This window comes from Streptomyces cyaneofuscatus (assembly GCF_000718135.1).
Taxonomy (GTDB): domain Bacteria; phylum Actinomycetota; class Actinomycetes; order Streptomycetales; family Streptomycetaceae; genus Streptomyces; species Streptomyces cyaneofuscatus.
Genome location: NZ_JOEM01000016.1, coordinates 210,103 through 230,014, shown reverse-complemented (window position 1 = coordinate 230,014; position 19,912 = coordinate 210,103). Strand labels below are relative to the sequence as shown.

The 19,912-nt window shown below is 69.7% G+C and carries 19 protein-coding genes and 1 pseudogene; 2 read left to right on the top strand and 18 right to left on the bottom strand.

Annotation, left to right across the window (positions count from 1 at the left end):
- Positions 1 to 24 precede the first annotated feature (24 nt).
- The 12 genes from IF17_RS0125540 to IF17_RS0125485 form a co-directional block, all read right to left on the bottom strand.
- The gene (locus IF17_RS0125540; protein ID WP_030570247.1) at positions 25 to 2,865 is read right to left on the bottom strand and encodes a DEAD/DEAH box helicase; all 2,841 of its coding nucleotides are present in this window, start codon (positions 2,863 to 2,865) and stop codon (positions 25 to 27) included.
- Between the two features lie 63 nt (positions 2,866 to 2,928).
- Positions 2,929 to 3,819 carry a diacylglycerol kinase gene (locus tag IF17_RS0125535; protein WP_030570245.1) on the bottom strand — a complete coding sequence of 297 codons (891 nt, stop codon included), beginning with the start codon at positions 3,817 to 3,819 and terminating at the stop codon, positions 2,929 to 2,931.
- A gap of 18 nt (positions 3,820 to 3,837) precedes the next feature.
- On the bottom strand, positions 3,838 to 4,803 hold the full coding sequence (tatC, locus tag IF17_RS0125530; RefSeq protein ID WP_030570243.1) for a twin-arginine translocase subunit TatC: 966 nt from the start codon (positions 4,801 to 4,803) through the stop codon (positions 3,838 to 3,840).
- 49 nt (positions 4,804 to 4,852) lie between these two features.
- Positions 4,853 to 5,149, bottom strand: a complete 297-nt coding sequence (gene tatA, locus IF17_RS0125525; RefSeq protein ID WP_018515342.1) for a Sec-independent protein translocase subunit TatA — start codon at positions 5,147 to 5,149, stop codon at positions 4,853 to 4,855.
- Positions 5,150 to 5,366: 217 nt separating this feature from the next.
- Positions 5,367 to 5,564, bottom strand: a complete 198-nt coding sequence (locus IF17_RS0125520; RefSeq protein WP_030570241.1) for a hypothetical protein — start codon at positions 5,562 to 5,564, stop codon at positions 5,367 to 5,369.
- A 32-nt stretch (positions 5,565 to 5,596) separates the two neighbouring features.
- On the bottom strand, positions 5,597 to 5,881 hold the full coding sequence (locus IF17_RS0125515) for a hypothetical protein (RefSeq protein ID WP_030570238.1): 285 nt from the start codon (positions 5,879 to 5,881) through the stop codon (positions 5,597 to 5,599).
- A 23-nt stretch (positions 5,882 to 5,904) separates the two neighbouring features.
- A complete protein-coding gene (locus IF17_RS0125510) occupies positions 5,905 to 6,858 on the bottom strand; it encodes a helix-turn-helix transcriptional regulator (RefSeq protein WP_030570235.1) in 954 nt (317 codons plus the stop codon).
- A 12-nt stretch (positions 6,859 to 6,870) separates the two neighbouring features.
- Entirely contained in the window at positions 6,871 to 7,824 is a 954-nt protein-coding gene (locus tag IF17_RS0125505) for a helix-turn-helix transcriptional regulator (protein WP_018515346.1), read from the bottom strand.
- Between the two features lie 141 nt (positions 7,825 to 7,965).
- Positions 7,966 to 8,337 carry an FKBP-type peptidyl-prolyl cis-trans isomerase gene (locus IF17_RS0125500; protein WP_030570231.1) on the bottom strand — a complete coding sequence of 124 codons (372 nt, stop codon included), beginning with the start codon at positions 8,335 to 8,337 and terminating at the stop codon, positions 7,966 to 7,968.
- A 43-nt stretch (positions 8,338 to 8,380) separates the two neighbouring features.
- Positions 8,381 to 9,319, bottom strand: coding sequence for an FKBP-type peptidyl-prolyl cis-trans isomerase (locus tag IF17_RS0125495; protein ID WP_030570228.1), 939 nt, complete (start codon positions 9,317 to 9,319; stop codon positions 8,381 to 8,383).
- 129 nt (positions 9,320 to 9,448) lie between these two features.
- Positions 9,449 to 10,810: a Pup--protein ligase gene (pafA, locus tag IF17_RS0125490; RefSeq protein WP_026242080.1), complete on the bottom strand. Its 1,362-nt coding sequence runs from the start codon at positions 10,808 to 10,810 to the stop codon at positions 9,449 to 9,451.
- 123 nt (positions 10,811 to 10,933) lie between these two features.
- Positions 10,934 to 12,244, bottom strand: a complete 1,311-nt coding sequence (locus IF17_RS0125485) for an MFS transporter (RefSeq protein WP_032772560.1) — start codon at positions 12,242 to 12,244, stop codon at positions 10,934 to 10,936.
- Between the two features lie 130 nt (positions 12,245 to 12,374).
- Between IF17_RS0125485 and IF17_RS0125480 the strand changes: the two genes are divergently transcribed.
- Positions 12,375 to 13,412, top strand: a complete 1,038-nt coding sequence (locus IF17_RS0125480; protein WP_030570223.1) for a LacI family DNA-binding transcriptional regulator — start codon at positions 12,375 to 12,377, stop codon at positions 13,410 to 13,412.
- 52 nt (positions 13,413 to 13,464) lie between these two features.
- Here IF17_RS0125480 and prcA read toward each other — a convergent pair whose 3' ends face one another.
- The 6 genes and pseudogenes from prcA to arc all read right to left on the bottom strand — a co-directional run bounded on the left by prcA (position 13,465) and on the right by arc (position 19,345).
- Positions 13,465 to 14,289 carry a proteasome subunit alpha gene (gene prcA / locus IF17_RS0125475; protein WP_030570220.1) on the bottom strand — a complete coding sequence of 275 codons (825 nt, stop codon included), beginning with the start codon at positions 14,287 to 14,289 and terminating at the stop codon, positions 13,465 to 13,467.
- A gap of 58 nt (positions 14,290 to 14,347) precedes the next feature.
- Positions 14,348 to 15,193: a proteasome subunit beta gene (gene prcB, locus IF17_RS0125470; protein ID WP_030570217.1), complete on the bottom strand. Its 846-nt coding sequence runs from the start codon at positions 15,191 to 15,193 to the stop codon at positions 14,348 to 14,350.
- Positions 15,145 to 15,331, bottom strand: a pseudogene (locus IF17_RS1000000138055) (endonuclease domain-containing protein); the annotation flags it as partial. The pseudogene IF17_RS1000000138055 and the gene prcB, both read right to left, overlap by 49 nt.
- Before the next feature lie 153 nt (positions 15,332 to 15,484).
- Entirely contained in the window at positions 15,485 to 15,703 is a 219-nt protein-coding gene (locus IF17_RS0125460) for a ubiquitin-like protein Pup (protein WP_030570214.1), read from the bottom strand.
- Positions 15,704 to 15,832: 129 nt separating this feature from the next.
- Positions 15,833 to 17,344: a depupylase/deamidase Dop gene (gene dop / locus IF17_RS0125455; protein ID WP_030570211.1), complete on the bottom strand. Its 1,512-nt coding sequence runs from the start codon at positions 17,342 to 17,344 to the stop codon at positions 15,833 to 15,835.
- Between the two features lie 234 nt (positions 17,345 to 17,578).
- Positions 17,579 to 19,345: a proteasome ATPase gene (arc, locus tag IF17_RS0125450; RefSeq protein WP_026242082.1), complete on the bottom strand. Its 1,767-nt coding sequence runs from the start codon at positions 19,343 to 19,345 to the stop codon at positions 17,579 to 17,581.
- Between the two features lie 240 nt (positions 19,346 to 19,585).
- Between arc and IF17_RS0125445 the strand changes: the two genes are divergently transcribed.
- The gene (locus IF17_RS0125445) at positions 19,586 to 19,897 is read left to right on the top strand and encodes a ferredoxin (RefSeq protein WP_018515357.1); all 312 of its coding nucleotides are present in this window, start codon (positions 19,586 to 19,588) and stop codon (positions 19,895 to 19,897) included.
- The last annotated feature ends 15 nt before the right edge of the window (positions 19,898 to 19,912 follow it).

Here is a 19,912-nt window from a genome sequence, read left to right as displayed (position 1 = left end):
CACACCGCCCCACCCTCACCCGCGTCAGCCGACAGAGCTGTACGCCACAACCCCCCGCAGCACCGCATCAACCGCCTTCCGCGCATTCCGGGAAACAGAACTCGCCCCCGCACTCCCCTCCCGAGGAGCCGCCGCAGCCACCTGCCCCAGCACGTCGATCACCTGCTTGCACCACCGCACGAAGTCCCCCGCCGGCATCTCCGCCTCGCGCAGCACCTCGTCCAGCGTGCGCCCGGAGGCCCACATGTAGACCGCCCAGGCGAAGCCGAGATCGGGCTCACGCTGCCCGACCCCCTCCGTCTGGTTGATCTTGAAGTCCTCCTCCAGCGCGTCCAGCCGCCCCCAGATCCGCACCATCTCGCCCATGGCGACCTTGGCGGGCCCGGACGGCAGCTTGGGTGCGACCGCGTCATCGGCCTGCCGCGCCTCGAAGACCAACGCTGAGACACACGCGGCCAGTTCAGCTGGGTTGAGCCCTTCCCAGACCCCTTCCCGCAGACACTCACTGGCGAGCAAATCCAGCTCCCCGTAGAGCCGGGCCAGCCGCCGCCCGTTCTCCGTGACCTCGTTGCCGCGGAGATAGTCCAGCTCGGTCAGGAGCGCGACGATCCGGTCGAAGGTCCGGGCGATCGTGTTCGTCCGCCCCTCGATCCGCTGCTCCAGCTGCCGCGTGTCCCGCTGCAGCCGGTGGTAGCGCTCGGCCCACCGCGCGTGGTCCTCCCGCTCGTCGCACCCGTGGCACGGGTGCGCCCGCAGCTCGGTCCGCAGCCGGAGGATCTCACGGTCGTCGGCGGCCGGCGCCCGCCCCTTGCGGTGCCGGTCGGGCACGATGTGCCCGGCCTTGGTCCGCAGCGCGGAGGCCAGATCGCGCCGGGACTGCGGCGAGCGTGCGTTGAAGGACTTCGGCACCCGCATCCGGTCCAGCGCCTCCACCGGCACCGGGAAGTCCATCGAGGCCAGCCGCTTGACCTGCCGCTCGGCGGTCAGCACCAGCGGACGCGGCCCGTCGTGGTGGTCGAACCCGCGGTGCCCGTTGGCCCGCCCGGCGGGCAGCCCCGGATCCAGCACCAGTGCAAGACCCGCGAACTTCCCCGTCGGCACATGAATGACGTCGCCCGGCTTCAGCTTCTCCAGCGAGGAGGCCGCCGCCGCCCGCCGCTGCGCCGCACCCTGCTTGGCTAGCTCCGTCTCCCGGTCCTTGAGGTCGCGGCGCAGCCGCGCGTACTCCTCGAAGTCACCGAGGTGGCAGGTCATGCCCTCCTTGTAGCCCTCCAGGCCCTCCTCGTTGCGCTGCACCTGCCGCGAGATCCCGACCACCGACTTGTCGGCCTGAAACTGGGCGAACGAGGTCTCCAGCAGCTCCCGCGACCGGTGCCGCCCGAACTGCTGCACCAGGTTCACGGCCATGTTGTACGAGGGGCGGAAGCTGGAGCGCAGCGGATACGTACGCGTGCCCGCGAGGCCGGCCAGCGCCGTCGGGTCCATGCCGCGCTGCCACAGGACCACCGCGTGGCCCTCGACGTCGATGCCGCGCCGCCCGGCCCGGCCGGTGAGCTGCGTGTACTCGCCGGGGGTGATGTCGGCGTGCTGCTCACCGTTCCACTTGACGAGCTTCTCCAGCACCACGGAGCGTGCGGGCATGTTGATGCCGAGCGCGAGGGTCTCGGTGGCGAAAACGGCCTTCACCAGTCCCCGTACGAACAGCTCCTCCACGACCTCCTTGAAGGTCGGCAGCATGCCCGCGTGGTGCGCGGCGATGCCCCGCTCCAGCCCTTCGAGCCACTCGTAGTACCCGAGGACGTGCAGGTCCTCGCCGGGGATGGAGGCCGTCCGCTCCTCGACGATCTCGCGCACCAGCCGGCGCTTGTCCTCGTCGTTGAGCCGGAGCCCGGCGTACAGGCACTGCTGGACGGCGGCCTCGCAGCCCGCCCGGCTGAAGATGAACGTGATGGCGGGCAGCAGGCCCTCGTTGTCCAGCCGCTCGATGACCTCGGGCCGGCCGGGCGTCCAGATCCGGCTGCGCTGACGCCGCTCGCGCTCGCGGTCGGCCTCCCGGATCATCTTGCCCCGGCGGCGGTCGCGGGGGTTGTACCCCTGCTGGTTCTCCTGGCGGGCGAGACGGACCAGGTCCGGGTTGACCTCACGGCGTCCGGCGCCGCGGCCCCCGTGGTCGGTGGCCTCCTCGAAGAGGTCGTACATCTTGCGTCCGGCCATGACGTGCTGCCAGAGCGGTACGGGCCGGTGCTCGGAGACGATCACCTCGGTGGAGCCGCGCACGGTGTCCAGCCAGTCGCCGAACTCCTCGGCGTTGGACACGGTCGCCGACAGCGACACCAGAGTCACCGACTCCGGCAGGTGGATGATCACTTCCTCCCACACCGCGCCACGGAAGCGGTCGGAGAGGTAGTGCACCTCGTCCATGACCACATAGCCGAGGCCGGAGAGCGATTGCGAGCCCGCGTACAGCATGTTCCGCAGGACCTCGGTGGTCATCACGACGACCGGCGCCTCGGAGTTGACGCTGTTGTCGCCGGTCAGCAGGCCGACCTTGTCCGCGCCGTACCGCTTGACCAGATCGGCGAACTTCTGGTTGGAGAGCGCCTTGATCGGCGTGGTGTAGAAGCATTTGCGGCCCTGCTCCAGGGCCAGGTGCACGGCGAACTCGCCGACGATCGTCTTGCCCGACCCCGTCGGGGCCGCGACCAGCACCCCCTTGCCCGCCTCAAGGGCCTGGCAGGCCTCGATCTGGAACGGGTCCAGTCCGAACTCGTACATCTCCCGGAAGGGCCCGAGGGCCGTCGCCATCTCGGCCGCACGGGCGCGGGATGCCTGGTATCGCTCAGCTGGTGAGAGGTCCTCTGTCATCTTGCATACGAGCCTACCCGTCACCTCTGACAGTCAGCCCGATCTTTAAATCCCCTTGGCCCTTCACCCCGCCAGCACCTGTACGGCACCCGGTACGCAGGTCGCCGTGAGCGGCAGCGCGCCCAGCGGCTCACCGTCCGCGTACGCCGTGACACCGGCCGCCGCCAGCTCGATCGAGGCCACCCGGTGCACGGTGACGGCGGGGTGGCTCAGATGCGTGCCCTGGTAGACCTTCGGGAACACCTTGAGGAGGGTGGCGCGTGAGCACTCCCCCACCACCGTCACGTCGAAGAGGCCGTCGTCCATCTCGGCCTCGGCGCAGATCCGCATGCCGCCGCCGTACGTCGTCCCGTTGCCCACCGCGATCAGCGTCGCCTCGATCTCGCGCACCTCGCCGCCGTCGAACCGGATGCGGTACGGGATGGGCTTGAAGGCGGCCAGCTCGGCGAGGATCGCGAGGTCGTACTTGAACCGGCCGCCGACGAAGCGCATCCGATTGCCCCGGTCGTTGACCCGGGAGTCGAACCCGGAGGCGAGCACGGTGCCGAACCAGCGCTCCCCGGCCCGCCCGAGGTCGATGTCCCGGTGACCGCCCTCCTTGAGCATCCGCGCGGCCAGCGCCCCGGCGGCGGCCGGGTCACGGATGGGCAGGCCCAGCGACCGGGCGAAGTCGTTGCCGGTGCCGACGGCGACGACACCCAGCGGCGTGCTCGTCCCCGCGACGGCCTGGAGGGCGAGGGACATCAGCCCGTCCCCGCCCACGGCTATCAGTGCCCCGGTCCCCGCCGCGACGGCCTCGCGGGCCCGGCGCAGGGCGTCGTCGGCGTCCTCGCCGAGGACCGTACGGACGGAGAATCCGGCGTCCCGCAACGCGGAAGCGGCCGGCTGCGCGGCGTGCGCGCCCCGGCCGCGTCCCGCGGTGGGATTGACGAAGAGGGTGATCTCGCTGGTCACCAGCCGGACCCTACAAGGTCAGGTGATGTCGTCGTAACCGTTGAGCCGGTGCGAACGGGAGCCGTCCGCCTCGCCGGACGCCTGCTCCGGCAGCGCTCTGCGCGGGGCCGCCACGGGCTCGATCCCGCCGACCGGCTCGGGGGTCAGATCGAGCTCGGATGCCTCGTCGTCGCTGAGCTCGGCGTCGGGGTTGTTGCGGTTGCGCCGCTTGTCGTTCAGCAGGGAGAAGCCGACGGCGATGAAGTAGAGGACCGCGAGCGGGCCGGCCAGCAGGAGCATCGAGATGGGCTCGCCGCCGGGGGTGGCGATGGCCGCGAAGGCGGTGAGGCCGACGATCATCCCGCGCCACCAGCCGAGCATCCGCTTGCCGGTGATGAGACCCGTCATGTTCAGCGCGATGAGCAGCAGGGGCAGCTCGAAGGCGAGTCCGAAGACGATCACCATGCGGACGAGCAGATCCAGATAACTGTCGAGCCCGATCTGGTTCTGCACATCGTCGGGGCTGAACCCGAGCATGATCTCGGCGGTCTGCGGCAGGATCGCGTAGGCGAGGTAGCCACCGGCCAGGAAGAGCGGTGCGCCGACGACGGCGAAGGCGTAGGCGTAGCGCTTCTCGCCCTTGTGCAGGCCCGGGGCGACGAAGGCCCACAGCTGGTACAGCCAGACCGGGGTGGCCAGCAGCACACCGGACATCAGCGCGACCTTGAGCGCGTTGGTGAACGGCCCGATCAGGGTGTCGGTCTTCAGCAGCGCGCAGGACTTGCCGTCGACCGTGGTGACGACGCCGTCCTTGCAGCCGACCGAGTCCTGGATGGGGGCCAGAAGGAACTCGTAGATCTCCTTCTGGTAGAACGCCGCCACGATCATCACGACGACGATCGCCAGCACGGCCTTCAGCAGCCGGTTACGCAGCTCACGCAGGTGATCGAGGAGAGGCATCCGCCCCTCTTCGTCCTTCTCCTGCTTGCGGGCAGACTTGAGCAACCCACTTCCCTCGTCTCGTGCGGCGGCTGTCGGCGAAGCGCGTCAGCGGTCAGGCCTGGGTGGTGGGCTTGGGCTCGTTGACCGGGCGGGAGCTGGTGACGTCACCCGGAGCGGCCTGGATGGTGCGCGCGGTGGTGGACTGCGGAGGAGCCGGGTCCGCGACGGTCTCCGTCGTGGGCGTGGCGGCCGCCGCGTCGTCCTTCTTCATCGCCTTGGCCTCGCTCTTGAGGATGCGGGCCGACTTGCCGAGCGAACGCGCCATGTCGGGAAGCTTCTTGGCACCGAAGAGCAGCAGGATGACGGCGATGATCAGAATGATCTCGAGGGGCTTCAGGTTGCCGATCATGTGCGACTTCCTTCTCACTGAGGCGGCTGGAGGGTGGGCTCGCTACCCGTTCGACCGGGCATACGTCCGATCGTTGCGCTTGGCAGCGATCGTAACCCGCGGGGGTAAACGCGAGGCAATGCCCGTGCGTCCTGCGGCTTGCGGCCCGCACCTCCCTGCCTGGGCCGACCCCTGCAGCGTACCCTTCGGCGCCGTCGGACATCAGGCCGCGGGCCTCCTATCGCAGGCTGTCGCCGGTGGCCGCGAGGCGCGTCGCCGCCCGTTCGAGGTCTTCCGACGCCTGGTTGATCCGCTCGGTGGTGGTGGTGACCTGACGGCCGAGACGCTGCGCCTCGACGAAGACCTTGATGGCCAGTACGCCGAGGACGGCGACCCCCAGGAATCCCAGGGCGATGGCGAGCATGGGCCAGAACATGCGGCGGTGCCTCTTCCTACGGGCGTGGGGGGCTACGGGGTGGCGTGCAGGCGCAGGGTCCGCACGCCGCCGCCGGTGAGCAGTTCGATGATGCGCTCCCCGGCGGGCTTGCGGACCGGAGCGGCGCACTCCGGGCAGGTGAAGGTGTAGAAGGTGGTGCGGCTGGTGGCGCCTATCGCCAGCCGCAGCGCGCCCGCCGCGAGCTCGAAGCGCCCGCGGCAGTCGGGGCAGGCGGCCCGGAACCGTACGGCGGCGGGCACGGGGACCGGGACCGGCCCGGTACGGACGGCGGCCGGCGTGAGGTACGTCGGGTTCATCTGGTCTCCCCTCCGGGCCCGGCTCAGACCGTGTCGTAGGCGGCGAGCGCCTCGCGGGCCGCCGTACGGGCGCTCTCGGCGAGCTCCGGCGGGGAGACGATGCGGCCCTCACCGCCGAGGCGGAGGGCGAGGCGGCGCAGCGAGGCCGGGTCGGGGGTGCGCAGGGTGATCCGGAGTCCGCCGTCGGGGAGCTCCTCGGCGGAGTCGTGCGGGTAGTACTCGGCGACCCAGCGGCCGCCGGTGCCGACCTCGATGACGACCTCGGGGTCCTCGGCGGCCGGCTGGACGAGCCCCTCGGAGAGGTCCCGCAGCTCCAGCTCGGGCGGCGCGGCGGGCGCGTCGAGGAGCCGGATCTCGGCGACCCGGTCCAGGCGGAAGGTCCGGCGGGCCTCGGAGAGCCGGCACCAGCCCTCCATGTAGGTGTGGCCGACGGCGAAGAGCCGGATCGGGTCGACCTCGCGCTCGGTGAGCTCGTCGCGGGCGGGCGAGTAGTAGCGGAGCCAGAGGCGGCGTCGCTCGGAGATGGCCCGGTCGACGTCGGCGAAGACGCCGCCCTCCGCCTCGAAGGTGACCGAGAGCCGGGAGCTGGCCGCGCCGGACTCGCCTGCCGCCGTCTCCAGCTTGGCGGTGGCCCGGAGTAGGGCCTCCCGGTCGCTCTCGCGCAGGCCGGGCAGGGTCGCCACGGCGCGGGCGGCGACGAGGAGGGCGGTCGCCTCGTCGGCGGCGAGCCGGAGCGGCTCGGCGACGTCGTCCGGGTTGTGCCACCAGATCCGGTCGCCGTCGGTGTCGATGTCGAGGAGGTCGCCGCCGCGGAAGCTGGTCCCGCACATGGGCAGCACGTCGAGGTCCGAGATCAGCTCGTCCTCGGTGATCCCGAAGGCCCGGGCCACGTCCTGGACGTGGGCGCCGGGGCGCTCACGGAGGTACGTCACCAGGGAGAGCATCCGGCGGGTCTGGTCGATCGCGTTCGTAGCCATCGCTGGATTCCCCTAGTCCTTGGCCACGGCGCGCAGCCGGTCCACCACATCGGCCCGCAGATCGGCGGGTTCCTCCACGACGACGTCCGGCCCGAACTCGACGAGCCAGGCGTCGAGACCGTGTCCGTACGGGATCTCCAGCTCGTCCCAGCCGTCGCCGCGCTCATGGACGGATATGGCCCGCGAACGCAGCGGGTAGCCGGATCCGGCGCGGAGCCTGATCCGGGCGGTGCGGGTGGCGGTCTCGCCGGCCCAGCTCTCGACGGTCTCGCGGACGGTGACGACGTCGGGCACCTCGGCGGTGAAGGCCCCGTTGCGGGAGCGGACCTTGCCGGTGATGCGGGAGAGCCGGAAGACGCGCTCGGCGCCGCGGCCCCGGTCCCAGCCGGCGAGGTACCAGTGGCCGCGCCAGCACTCCAGGGTCCAGGGTTCGACCTGGCGCTGGACGGGGGCGGCGGAGTTGGCCTTGCGGTAGTCGAAGGTGACCGGGCGGCGGTCGCGGCAGGCGAGCATCAGGGGTTCGAAGGCCGCCTCGTGGACGGGGATGCGGGGTTCGAGGGCGCTGTGCACCTCGTACGCGTCCTCGGCCTCGGGCATGCCGGCGGCGCGCAACTTCTGCAGGGCGCCGCTGGCGGCCCCGGCGAGGCGGGCCTGCTGCCAGACCTTGGCGGCGAGGCCGAGGGCGGCGGCCTCCTCGGCGTCCAGGGTGATGGGAGGCAGCCGGTTGCTGTCGCGGCGGGCCAGGTAGCCGGTGTCGCCGTCGAGGTTCTCGACGGTCTCGATGACGAGGCCGAGCTCACGCAGATCGTCCTTGTCGCGCTCGAACATCCGGTTGAAGGAGTCGTCGGAGCCCGCTTCGAGGTAGGCCTCGATGGAGCCGCGCAGCTCGCGCTTGCTGAGCGGGCGCCGGGTCCCCAGCAGGCACAGCGCGAGGTTCATCAACCGCTCGGCCTTGGCAATCGCCATCGACGCCCTTTCTCTTGTGCTCTACGACCGTCGACCGTACCGCCCCGGGGTGTCGGGACCAAAGCGGGCTCGATGGCCGGACAGCGGTGAGGGCCCCCACCGGTGCGGTGGAGGCCCTCACTCACGCGTGTCCGGAACGGATCAGACCGAGATCAGGTCGCAGACGAAGATCAGCGTCTCGCCCGGGGCGATCGCGCTGCCCGCGCCACGGTCGCCGTACGCGAGGTGCGCGGGGATGGTCAGCTGGCGGCGGCCGCCGACCTTCATGCCCTGCACGCCCTGGTCCCAGCCGGCGATGACCTGGCCGGCACCGAGGTTGAAGGCCAGCGGCGTACCGCGGTTCCAGGAGGCGTCGAACTCCTCGCCGGTGGAGAAGGCCACGCCCACGTAGTGGACCTTGACCTGGTCGCCGGCCTTGGCGACGGGGCCGTCGCCCTCCCAGATGTCCTTGATCTCCAGGTCGGCCGGCGGCTCGCCACCCGGGAAGTCGATCTCGGGCTTCTCGATGCTCACTGAACTGCTCCTCAAAATGATGAACTGGGCAACCGGGACAGTCTTACACCTTGGCGAGGATGTCCACGGCGAAGACCAGCGTGGAGTTCTTCGGGATCGCCTGCTGCTGCTGGTCGCCGAAGGCCTGGTCCGGCGGGATGACGAGGAGGACCCGGCTGCCGACCTTCTTGTCGATCAGACCGGTCTTGAGTCCCTTGAGGGTGACCTGCGAGAGCGGGAAGGTCTGGGTCTTGCCGGTGGAGTAGGTGTTGTCGAACTCCTTGGCGCCCTTCCAGATCATGCCGACGTAGTTCACCACGACGCTGTCGGACTCCTTGACGACCTCGCCGTCGGACTCCAGGACGTAGTTGGAGACCAGCTTCTTCGGCGGGTCACCCTTGGGGATGGTGACGGTCGGGGCCTTGCCGTCGGTCTTCACGCCGACCTTGGGCAGGTCGATGTTGTCCTGGGCGACCTCGGTGCCCTTGGCGGTGGCCGGGATCTGGGTGGCCTTCAGGACGTCGACGACGAACACGAGGGTGGAGTTCGGCTTGATGTCGCCCTGGCCCTGCTCGCCGTAGCCGAGCTCCGGCGGGATGACCAGCTCGACGCGGCTGCCGACCTTCTGGCCGACGAGACCCTTGTCCCAGCCCTGGATGACCATGCCCGCGCCGAGCGTCAGGTCGAAGGGCTGCTTGCGGTCGAAGCTGTTGTCGAACGGCTTGTCGGAGTCCCACGACTGACCGAGGTAGTTGACCTGGATCGCGTCGCCGTTCTTGAGCTTCGCACCGTCGCCCTCGCTGATGACTTCGGTCTTCAGCTCCTTGGGCGGGTCTCCCTCGCCCTTGGAGATGGTGGGCTTCTCGCCGACCTTGGCACCCGCGGTGATCGCGGGCACGCCGTTCTTGGACGAGGCGGAGTCGGAGGCCTTGTCGTCGCTGCCGCAGGCCACTGCCGACAGCAGCAGGAGGGGGGCGACGAGAAGGCCGGCAATTCGGCGCACTGGTTCCTCAGATCTCAGGGGGCACTGTGGTTAGTCCGAACCACTCTAGGCCGTGGAGAAGGCCCCGTACGAGGAACGTACGGGGCCCTGTCACGCCACGGCCTGCCGAGGGGGTGCCCCCGGCGCCGCTCACATGCCCGCGATCAGCTTCTCCACGCGCTCGTCCACGGACCGGAACGGGTCCTTGCAGAGCACCGTGCGCTGCGCCTGGTCGTTGAGCTTGAGGTGGACCCAGTCGACGGTGAAGTCCCGTCGCTGCTCCTGGGCCCGGCGGATGAAGTCGCCGCGCAGCCTCGCCCGGGTGGTCTGCGGGGGCACGGACTTGCCCTCGAAGATCTTCAGGTCGTTGCAGATGCGGGCGGTCTGGCCCTTCCTCTCCAGGAGGTAGAACAGACCGCGGCGACGGTGGATGTCGTGGTAGGCGAGGTCTATCTGGGCGACCCGCGGGTTCGACATGGTCATGTTGTGCTTGGCCCGGTACCGCTCGATGAGCTTGTACTTCATGACCCAGTCGATCTCGGTGTCGATCCGGTCGAGGTCCTCGGCCTCGATGGCGTCGAGCGTGCGGCCCCACAGCTCCAGGACCTGGTCGACGGTGCCGGTGCGGATGCCCCGGCGCTCGACGAAGTCCACGGCCTTCTCGTAGTACTCCCGCTGGACCTCGATGGCCGAGGCCTCGCGGCCGCTGGCCAGGCGCACCTTGCGCCGCCCGGTGAGGTCGTGGCTGACCTCGCGGATGGCCCGGATCGGGTTCTCCAGGGTCAGGTCGCGCATCACGGTGCCCGCCTCGATCATGCGGAGCACCAGGTCGGTGGCGCCGACCTTGAGCAGCATGGTCGTCTCGGACATGTTCGAGTCACCGACGATGACGTGGAGGCGGCGGTACCGCTCCGCGTCGGCGTGGGGTTCGTCACGGGTGTTGATGATCGGCCGGGAGCGGGTGGTCGCGGAGCTGACGCCCTCCCAGATGTGCTCGGCACGCTGGCTGACGCAGTAGACGGCTCCGCGCGGCGTCTGGAGCACCTTGCCCGCGCCGCAGATGAGCTGCCGGGTGACGAGGAAGGGGATGAGGATGTCCGCGAGCCGGGAGAATTCCCCGTGCCGGGCGACGAGGTAGTTCTCGTGGCACCCGTAGGAGTTTCCCGCCGAGTCGGTGTTGTTCTTGAAGAGATAGACGTCGCCCGCGATTCCCTCCTCGTGCAGGCGGCGTTCGGCGTCGACGAGCAGGCCTTCGAGAATGCGCTCGCCCGCCTTGTCGTGCGTGACCAGTTCGGTCACGTTGTCGCATTCGGGGGTTGCATATTCCGGATGCGATCCCACGTCGAGGTAGAGGCGGGCGCCGTTCCGCAGAAAGACATTGCTGCTGCGGCCCCATGACACAACACGGCGGAAGAGGTAGCGCGCCACTTCGTCAGGTGACAGTCGGCGCTGTCCCCTGAACGTGCACGTGACGCCGTACTCGTTCTCCAGCCCGAAAATGCGGCGGTCCATGACTGAACATTACGCCTTACGGCCGGTGCTGAAACCGGGTTCGACAGCACCGTTTCGATCATTTTCCGATCCGGTCACGACGGCGGGGTCGCGTACGGGAGCTGCTGGGGGGCGTGTCGCCGATCAGGGCCGGACAGGCCGCGACGTCTGGTGCGGTGCATCGCAAGGCGCCGGAGCGTCCTCATCGCGGAGCGATTCGGGCGTTTCGGCAACGCCGCGAGGTGCCGTGCCAGGCGCCGCGGTCCCGGCCCTGATCGGCGACACGCCCCCCAGGACCTTCCCCGTGGCCAGCAGGACCACCAGCGCGAGGACTCCGCCGACCCCCGCCACGCCGAAGCTCCAGGCGGTCGAGCCGAGCTCCACGGCCGGTCCCGCGACGGCCGTTCCGGCTGCCGCGCCGACGCCGAAGGTGGTCACGAGCCAGGAGAACGCCTCGGTCACCGTGCCGCGCGGCGCGTGCCGGTCCACCACGATGAACGAGCAGGCGATGGCCGGGGCGAGGAAGACTCCGGCGAGGGCGGCCAGCGCGGTCATGACCGGGACCGAGGGGGTGAGCGTCAACGGCAGGTAGCCCAGGGCCAGGAAGCCGACGATGACGCGCAGCCGCCGCTCGGGCGCACCGGCCCACTGCCGCGCCCCGTAGCCCAGGCCCCCGATCAGGGCGCCGAGGCCGAGCGCGGCCATCAGCCAGCCGTACACCGACTCGCGGCCGTGGTCGTCCGCGTAGGCCACACCGGCCACGGTGATGGAGCCGAGCGCGAGCCCGACGAAGAAGAACGCGCCGAGCAGGGCGAGGAGTCCGGGCGAGCGCAGGGCGCCGAGCCAGTGCGCCTCGCGGGGTGCGGAGCGCCAGGTGCGGGAGGGCTCCGACAGGACGACCGACAGCGCACCCAGGACGCCTATGGCGTTGATGACGAGCAGGGCTGCGGCCGGGGACCAGAGCGAGACCAGGAGCGTCACCAGGAGCGGCCCGACGGTGAACATGATCTCCTGCGCCACGGCGTCCAGGGCGTACGCCCGGTGCACCTGGTCCTGGCGCTTCAGCACGCTGGGCCACAGGGCCCGCAGACCGCCCTCCAGGGGCGGTGTGGCGATTCCGGCGACGACGACGGCCGCGTACGCCAGCGGGAGCGAGCCGAGGCCGGCGACGGCCAGCAGGGCCATGCCGAGCGCGGAGAGCACGGCGGCGGGGAGCTGGACACGCGGCTGCCCGTACAGGTCCACCGCCCGGCCGAGCAGCGGCTGTCCGACGGCGGTGGCGAGGCCGTACGCGGCGGCCAGGGCGCCGGCCAGCGTGTAGCTGCCGCCCTCGGCGCGGGTGAACAGCACGATCGCGATGTGCGCGGTGCCGTTGGGCAGCCGCCCCACCAGCGTGCCCGTCAGCAGCCGGGCGGCATGCCGCGCCCGGAGGATGTCCAGATATCCCGCGGCCATACCCGCCCCTTTCCGCCGGACGACTGCCGCCATCCGAGGTTTTACGTATAACGTCGAGGTTCATACGTACCATGTCCGCAGTCCGCGGGTCCACCTCGCGGCACCACGGAAACCCCGCACGGAGGCCCGAGTGACCGACCCCCACCAGCCCGCCCCGCCCCGGCCCACCAGCCGCGACGTGGCCCGTGCGGCGGGCGTCTCGCAGGCGACGGTCTCGCTGGTGCTGGGCGGGAAGTGGCCGGGCCGGGTGTCCGAGGCCACGGCTCAGCGGGTCCGGGACCACGCGGCGGAGCTGGGCTACCGGCCCAATCTGGCCGCCCGCAATCTGCGCCTCGGCCGCACCAGGACCGCGCTCCTGGTGGTCCCCGCCCTGACCAACGAGTTCTTCGCCCGGGTCTACACCGGGGCCGCCGCCGTCGCCGCCGAGCACGACTTCGGCGTGGTGCTCTACCCCTCCCCGGACGGCACGGGACCGGCCCGGGCCCCGTTCGCCTCCGCCCGCGCCGCCCTGGACGGGGTGATCGCCTCCTCCATGGCCTCCGACGCGCTGAGCGCCCTGCACGGGGCCGACCTGCCCCTGGTGATGCTGGACAGCGACCCGGCCGGCACGGACGCGGCGGCCCACGTGAACCTGGACATCGCCGACGGCATGCGCCAGGTGACGGAGCATCTGCTGGGCCTCGGCCACCGCCGGTTCGTCCATCTGGCGTCCGCCGTGGACACCTGGACGTTCGCGGTCCGGGCACAGTCGGTACGGGAGGCGGCGGGGCGGGTCCCGGACGCCACGGTGCGTACGGTACGGGCGCCCCTCGACGTACGGGCCGGGCGGGAGGCCGCCGAGCAGGCGCTCGCCGTCACCGGGGAGCGGCCCACCGCGATCGTCTGCGACGACGACATCCTGGCGGCCGGGGCCTGCAAGGCGGCCCGTCGGCTCGGGCTGCGCGTCCCGGACGACCTCTCGGTCACCGGCTTCGACGACCTGGCTCTGGCCACCGCCGTGGAACCGGAGCTCACCACCGTACGGCTGCCCGCCGAGCAGGTCGGCGAGCGGGGCATGGAGGCGCTGCTCGCCGTGCTGGAGGGCCGCCCCGCCGAGCCGGGCAGTCTGCCGGTACGACTGGTCGTACGGGGCTCGACGGCCCCGCCGCCCGCCGCCTCCCGGACATGACTGATGCCCCCAGGCCGACCGGGCCTGGGGGCATCGGTGGGGTGCGTTCCGCCTACTCCTCGGTGGAGCCGGACGCGGTGCCGGTGTCCGTACCGGTGCCGGTCCCGGTGTCCGTGGAGTCGGTGGTGTCGGTCTCCTCGGTGTCGGACGGGGCGTCCGTCGGGGTGGCGCTCGCCGCTTCCGCGTCGAGCAGCCGGGTCAGCTGGCGGCCGACGATCCGCTTGAACTTGCGCTGCTGGGGCCGCGTACGGTCCAGCACCGCGACTTCGAGGCGCTCGGCGGGGATCTCCCGCTCCCCGCCGCCCGGCTCCCGGGAGAGCGCCTGGACGGCCAGCTTGAGCGCCTCGGCGAGGGTCATGCCGTCGCGGTGGCGCTGGTCCAGGAAGCTGCTGATCTGCTCGGCGTTGCCGCCGACCGCGACCGAGCCGTGCTCGTCCACGATCGAACCGTCGTGCGGCAGCCGGTAGATCTGGTCGCCCTCGGGGGCGGTGCCGACCTCGGCGACGACCAGCTCCACCTCGTACGGCTTCTCGGCCGCGCTGGAGAAGATGGTGCCGAGCGTCTGGGCGTAGACGTTGGCCAGTCCACGGGCCGTCACGTCGTCGCGGTCGTAGGTGTATCCGCGGAGGTCGGCGTAGCGCACGCCGCCGATGCGGAGGTTCTCGTACTCGTTGTACTTGCCGGCGGCCGCGAAACCGATCCGGTCATAGATCTCGCTGAACTTGTGCAGCGCACGGGACGGGTTCTCGCCGACGAACACAATGCCGTCGGCATACTGCAGCACAACGAGGCTGCGACCACGGGCGATGCCCTTGCGGGCGTATTCCGCCCGGTCGGCCATGGCCTGCTGGGGTGAGACATAGAACGGCGTCGACACCGGCTATCCGTCCCTTTCTGTCAGTGACGAGTGCATCTCGGAGGGCTCGGAGTCCGGATCAGAGCAGCGCGGCGCGCGGGCCGTCGGGCTGCTCCAGGCGGCGTTCCAGGATGGAGCGCGCGATGTCGGCGGACTCCTGGTCGCCCAGCCTCCGGAAGCCTTCGTCGGTGATGACGGTGACGATCGGGTAGATCCGGCGGGCCACGTCCGGGCCTCCGGTCGCCGAGTCGTCGTCCGCGGCGTCGTACAGCGCCTGCACGACCAGGGTGAGGGCCTGCTCCTCCGTCAGGTCCTCGCGGTAGAGCTTCTTCATGGAGCCGCGGGCGAAGATCGACCCGGAGCCGGTGGCGGCGTAGCCGTTCTCCTCGGAGCGGCCGCCGGTGACGTCGTAGGAGAAGATGCGGCCCTTCTCGCGGTCGACGTCGTACCCCGCGAAGAGCGGCACCACGGCGAGGCCCTGCATGGCCATGGCGAGGTTGGAGCGGATCATGGTGGAGAGCCGGTTGGCCTTGCCCTCCAGGGAGAGCTGGGCGCCCTCGACCTTCTCGAAGTGCTCCAGCTCCAGCTGGAACAGCTTGACCATCTCCACGGCCAGTCCGGCGGTGCCGGCGATGCCCACCGCCGAGTACTCGTCGGCCGGGAAGACCTTCTCGATGTCGCGCTGCGCGATCATGTTGCCCATGGTGGCGCGCCGGTCACCGGCCAGGACGACGCCACCGGGGAAGGACGCCGCGACGATGGTCGTCCCGTGCGGTGCCTCGATGGCCCCCTGGAGCGGCGGCAGGCTCCGGTTGCCCGGGAGCATCTCGGGCGACTGGTCGGACAGGAAGTCCATGAACGAGGACGAACCCGGCGTCAGGAAGGCAGCTGGTAGACGCCCGGTGCTACGAGTGTTGGCTTCCACGCGTTTCCCTCCAGGTATGCGATGGCCCTGCGCAAGAGAGTCAGGATCATCCCCCAACTTGCCGATGGCCGAATTGCAGTTGAAGCAACGTACGCCACGGACCCTACCCGCCTCGCGGCGGTGATCCACATGTTCGGCGGAGGGATCTGCGCAGATCCCGCGCTCGCGGACCGGTGGCGCTCCTCCGGTTGGCGAGCGGGGTGACGGCGACCGCCACTGCGGTCGCCGTCACCCCGTCTCCCCCGGTTCGTCACAGTCGCCCGGAACCTACCAGGCGTTCACACTCGTGAACTACTGTCCACCCTTTTGAACGAAGGAGCGTACGAAGTCCTCGGCGTTCTCTTCGAGGACGTCGTCGATCTCGTCCAGGACCGAGTCGACATCGTCGCTCAGCTTCTCCTGGCGCTCCGCGAGGCCCTCGGACGCCTGCGCGTCCTGCGCCTGCTCCTCGGTCTCCTCGGTGGAACGCGTGGCCTTCTGCTGTCCGCCGCCGGTGTCCTTGGTCGCCATGTAGCTCACCCCGCTCGGTTCGAAGCAATCGCAGCTCTTGATCAGACCCTACCCACGAGGTCCGACATTTGGCCCGGTAGTTGTTCAACGTCCGGGCCTCGGGTGATTGATTCCCAGCCCGGACCCCTTTCAGCCGCCCGAGAGCGTGCGGACCAGCTCCTCCGCCGTACGACAGCGGTCGAGGAGGTCCTTGACGTGCTCCTTGGTGCCCCGCAGCGGCTCCAGGGTGGGCACCCGCTGGAGCGAGTCGCGGTCCGGCAGGTCGAAGATGACCGAGTCCCAGGAGGCGGCCGCCACGTCGTCGGCGTACTGCTCCAGACAGCGGCCCCGGAAATAGGCCCGGGTGTCCTCCGGAGGCTTCGTACGGGCCCTGGTGACGTCGTCCTCGTCCAGCAGCCGCTTCATCCGCCCACGGGCCGCCAGCCGGTTGTAGAGCCCCTTGTCGGGCCGTACGTCGGCGTACTGGAGGTCGACCAGGTGCAGCCTGGGGGCGTCCCAGTCCAGCGAGTCGCGGCGGCGGTAGCCCTCCATGAGCTCCCGCTTGGCGATCCAGTCCAGCTCGCCGGCCAGGCTCATCGGGTCGGTCTCCAGCCGGTTGAGCGTGTCCTCCCAGCGGGTCAGGATGTCCTTGGTCTGCTCGTCGGCATCGGCGCCGTACCGCTCGTCCACATATTTGCGGGCCAGCTCGAAGTACTCCATCTGGAGCTGGACAGCGGTGAGTGTCCGGCCGCTGCGGAGCGTGATCAGCTGGCTCAGGTCCGGGTCGTGCGAGACCTGGTGCAGGGTGCGGACGGGCTGGTCGACGGCGAGGTCGACGGTGATGAAGGCGTCCTCGATCATGGACAGCACCAGGGACGTGGTGCCGAGCTTCAGATAGGTCGAGATCTCCGAGAGGTTCGCGTCGCCGATGATCACATGGAGCCGGCGGTACTTCTCCGCGTCGGAGTGGGGCTCGTCCCGGGTGTTGATGATGGGGCGCTTGAGCGTGGTCTCCAGGCCGACCTCGACCTCGAAGTAGTCGGCGCGCTGGCTGATCTGGAAGCCGTGCTCGTGGCCGTCCTGGCCGATGCCGACCCGCCCCGCGCCGGTGACGACCTGGCGGGAGACGAAGAACGGCGTCAGATGGCGCACGATGTCCGAGAACGGGGTCTCCCGCTGCATCAGATAGTTCTCGTGCGTGCCGTAGGAGGCGCCCTTGTTGTCGGTGTTGTTCTTGTAGAGGTGGATCGGCTGGGCACCGGGGATGGCGGCGGCCCGCTCGGCGGCCTCGGCCATGATCCGTTCGCCGGCCTTGTCCCAGAGCACCGCGTCGAGCGGGTTGGTGATCTCCGGCGAGCTGTATTCGGGGTGCGCGTGGTCGACGTAGAGCCGGGCACCGTTGGTGAGGATCACATTGGCCAGGCCGATGTCCTCGTCGGTGAGCTGGCTGGAGTCGGCGGTCTCACGGGCGAGGTCGAAGCCTCGCGCGTCGCGCAGCGGGTTCTCCTCCTCGAAGTCCCAGCGGGCGCGGCGCGCCCGGTGCATCGCCGCCGCGTAGGCGTTGACGATCTGGGACGAGGTGAGCATGGCATTGGCGTTGGGGTGGCCGGGGACGGAGATCCCGTACTCCGTCTCGATGCCCATTACTCGCCGTACGGTCATGCGGCCCTCCTTGCCCGGCGTCGGTCCCGTCCGGGAGCGACGCTCAAGTACCGCTGCTTGTCCGGTGCGTATGCGGTGCCCGTCACCGCACTGCGCGACTCGGCGGTACCGCAGAGCCTAGAGCGCCTCTGCGCCGGTGGGGAGATCAATTACGACATTGTTCCGGTGTGGCCGGAACGGGGGAAAACGACCGGCTGCGGATGCCCCTCCGGGCATCCGCAGCCGGTCGGCGTATTACAGGTACTGGCCGGTATTGGCCACCGTGTCGATGGAGCGCCCGGTGTCCGCGCCCTGCTTTCCGGTGACGAGTGTGCGGATGAAGACGATCCGCTCACCCTTCTTACCGGAAATCCTGGCCCAGTCGTCCGGGTTGGTGGTGTTGGGCAGGTCCTCGTTCTCCTTGAACTCATCCACGCAGGCCTGGAGGAGGTGGGAGACGCGCAGACCCTTCTGCTGGTGTTCGAGGAATGCCTTGATGGCCATTTTCTTTGCCCGGTCGACGATGTTCTGAATCATCGCGCCGGAGTTGAAGTCCTTGAAGTACAGGACTTCCTTGTCGCCGTTGGCGTACGTGACCTCCAGGAAGCGGTTCTCCTCGGATTCCGTGTACATCCGCTCCACGACCGACTGGATCATGGCGTGGGCGGCGGCCTCCCGCGAGCCGGTGTGCTCGGAGAGGTCGTCCGCGTGCAGCGGGAGCGACGGGGTCAGGTACTTAGCGAAGATGTCCTTCGCGGCCTCGGCGTCCGGACGCTCGATCTTGATCTTCACATCGAGTCGGCCGGGTCGCAGGATGGCGGGGTCGATCATGTCCTCGCGGTTGGAGGCGCCGATGACGATGACGTTCTCCAGACCCTCCACCCCGTCGATCTCGGCGAGCAGCTGCGGGACGATGGTGTTCTCCACGTCCGAGCTGACGCCGCTGCCGCGGGTGCGGAAGAGGGATTCCATCTCGTCGAAGAAGACGATGACGGGGGTGCCCTCGCTCGCCTTCTCCCTCGCACGCTGGAAGACCAGGCGGATGTGCCGCTCGGTCTCGCCGACGTACTTGTTGAGCAGCTCGGGGCCCTTGATATTGAGGAAGTAGCTCTTCCCCGCGGGCTGCCCGGTCACCTCGGCGACCTTCTTGGCGAGCGAATTGGCGACGGCCTTGGCGATGAGCGTCTTGCCGCAGCCGGGCGGACCGTAGAGCAGGATGCCCTTCGGCGGTCGCAGCTCGTGTTCCTTGAAGAGGTCGGGGTGGAGGTAGGGCAGCTCGACCGCGTCGCGGATCAGCTCGATCTGGTCGCCCAGGCCGCCGATCTTGTCGTAGTCGATGTCCGGAACCTCTTCGAGGACGAGCTCCTCGACCTCGCTCTTGGGGACCACCTCGTAGACGTAACCGGACCTGGAGTCCAGCAGCAGGGCGTCACCGGAGCGGATGGTGATGTCCAGCAGGGGCTCGGCGAGCCGCACCACCCTCTCCTCGTCGGTGTGCCCGACCACCAGGGCGCGCTCGCCGTCCTCAAGGATCTCCTTGAGGGTGACGATGTCCCCGGCCCGCTCGAACTCCATGGCCTCGACCACGTTGAGCGCTTCGTTGAGCATGACCTCCTGGCCGCGCCGGAGGTCTTCCAGTTCGACGCTGGGGGACACGTTCACCCGGAGCTTGCGGCCCCCGGTGAAGATGTCGCAGGTGCCGTCCTCGTTGGCCTGCAGGAACACTCCGAAGCCGGCCGGCGGCTGTGCGAGCCGGTCGACCTCCTCCTTGAGCGCCACGATCTGGTCACGCGCCTCACGGAGCGTGTTGGCGAGCCGCTCGTTCTGTGCGGACACGCCTGCCAGATTCGTCTGCAACTCGACGATCCGCTCTTCGAGAATCCTCGTATGACGCGGAGAGTCGGCGAGCTTACGTCGCAGGACGGCGATTTCCTGCTCGAGATAGGCAACCTGGCCGGCCGGGTCTTCTGACCCTCGCGCGGGCCGGATGCCGCGGTTGATGTCGTCGTCGTGGGCTGCCACGGTCCTCACCTCCTCCATGGGGAGCTGGACGCTTCCTGACCCTACCTGGGTGGGTGGTGATTGAAACCCCTAGATCACAAAGACTGCGGGGTGTGTCCGATCTTCACCCTTGCGCTCTCCCTCACGTCAAGGGAATACCCACCCTTCGGCATCGGAAAGCCGCCGGTTGTATCGTCGAAGCGTTCAACACCCGTCAGGGCTGGCTCCAATTGGTTCGGATACGCAGGAACGGCAGGACACATGACCGTGCAGCAGGACTCGCCGGGCGACAGTGACACGCAGGACCTGGAGGTCTGGATCGACCAGGACCTCTGTACGGGCGACGGCATCTGCGTGCAGTACGCGCCGGAGGTCTTCGAGCTGGACATCGACGGTCTGGCGTACGTGAAGAGCGGCGACGACGAGCTTCTCCAGGCCCCGGGGGCCACCACACCGGTGCCGCTGCCGCTCCTCCAGGACGTGGTGGATTCGGCCAAGGAGTGCCCCGGGGACTGCATCCACGTACGGCGCGTGAAGGACAACGTCGAGGTGTACGGGCCCGACGCGGCCTGACCCGTACGGGCTGCC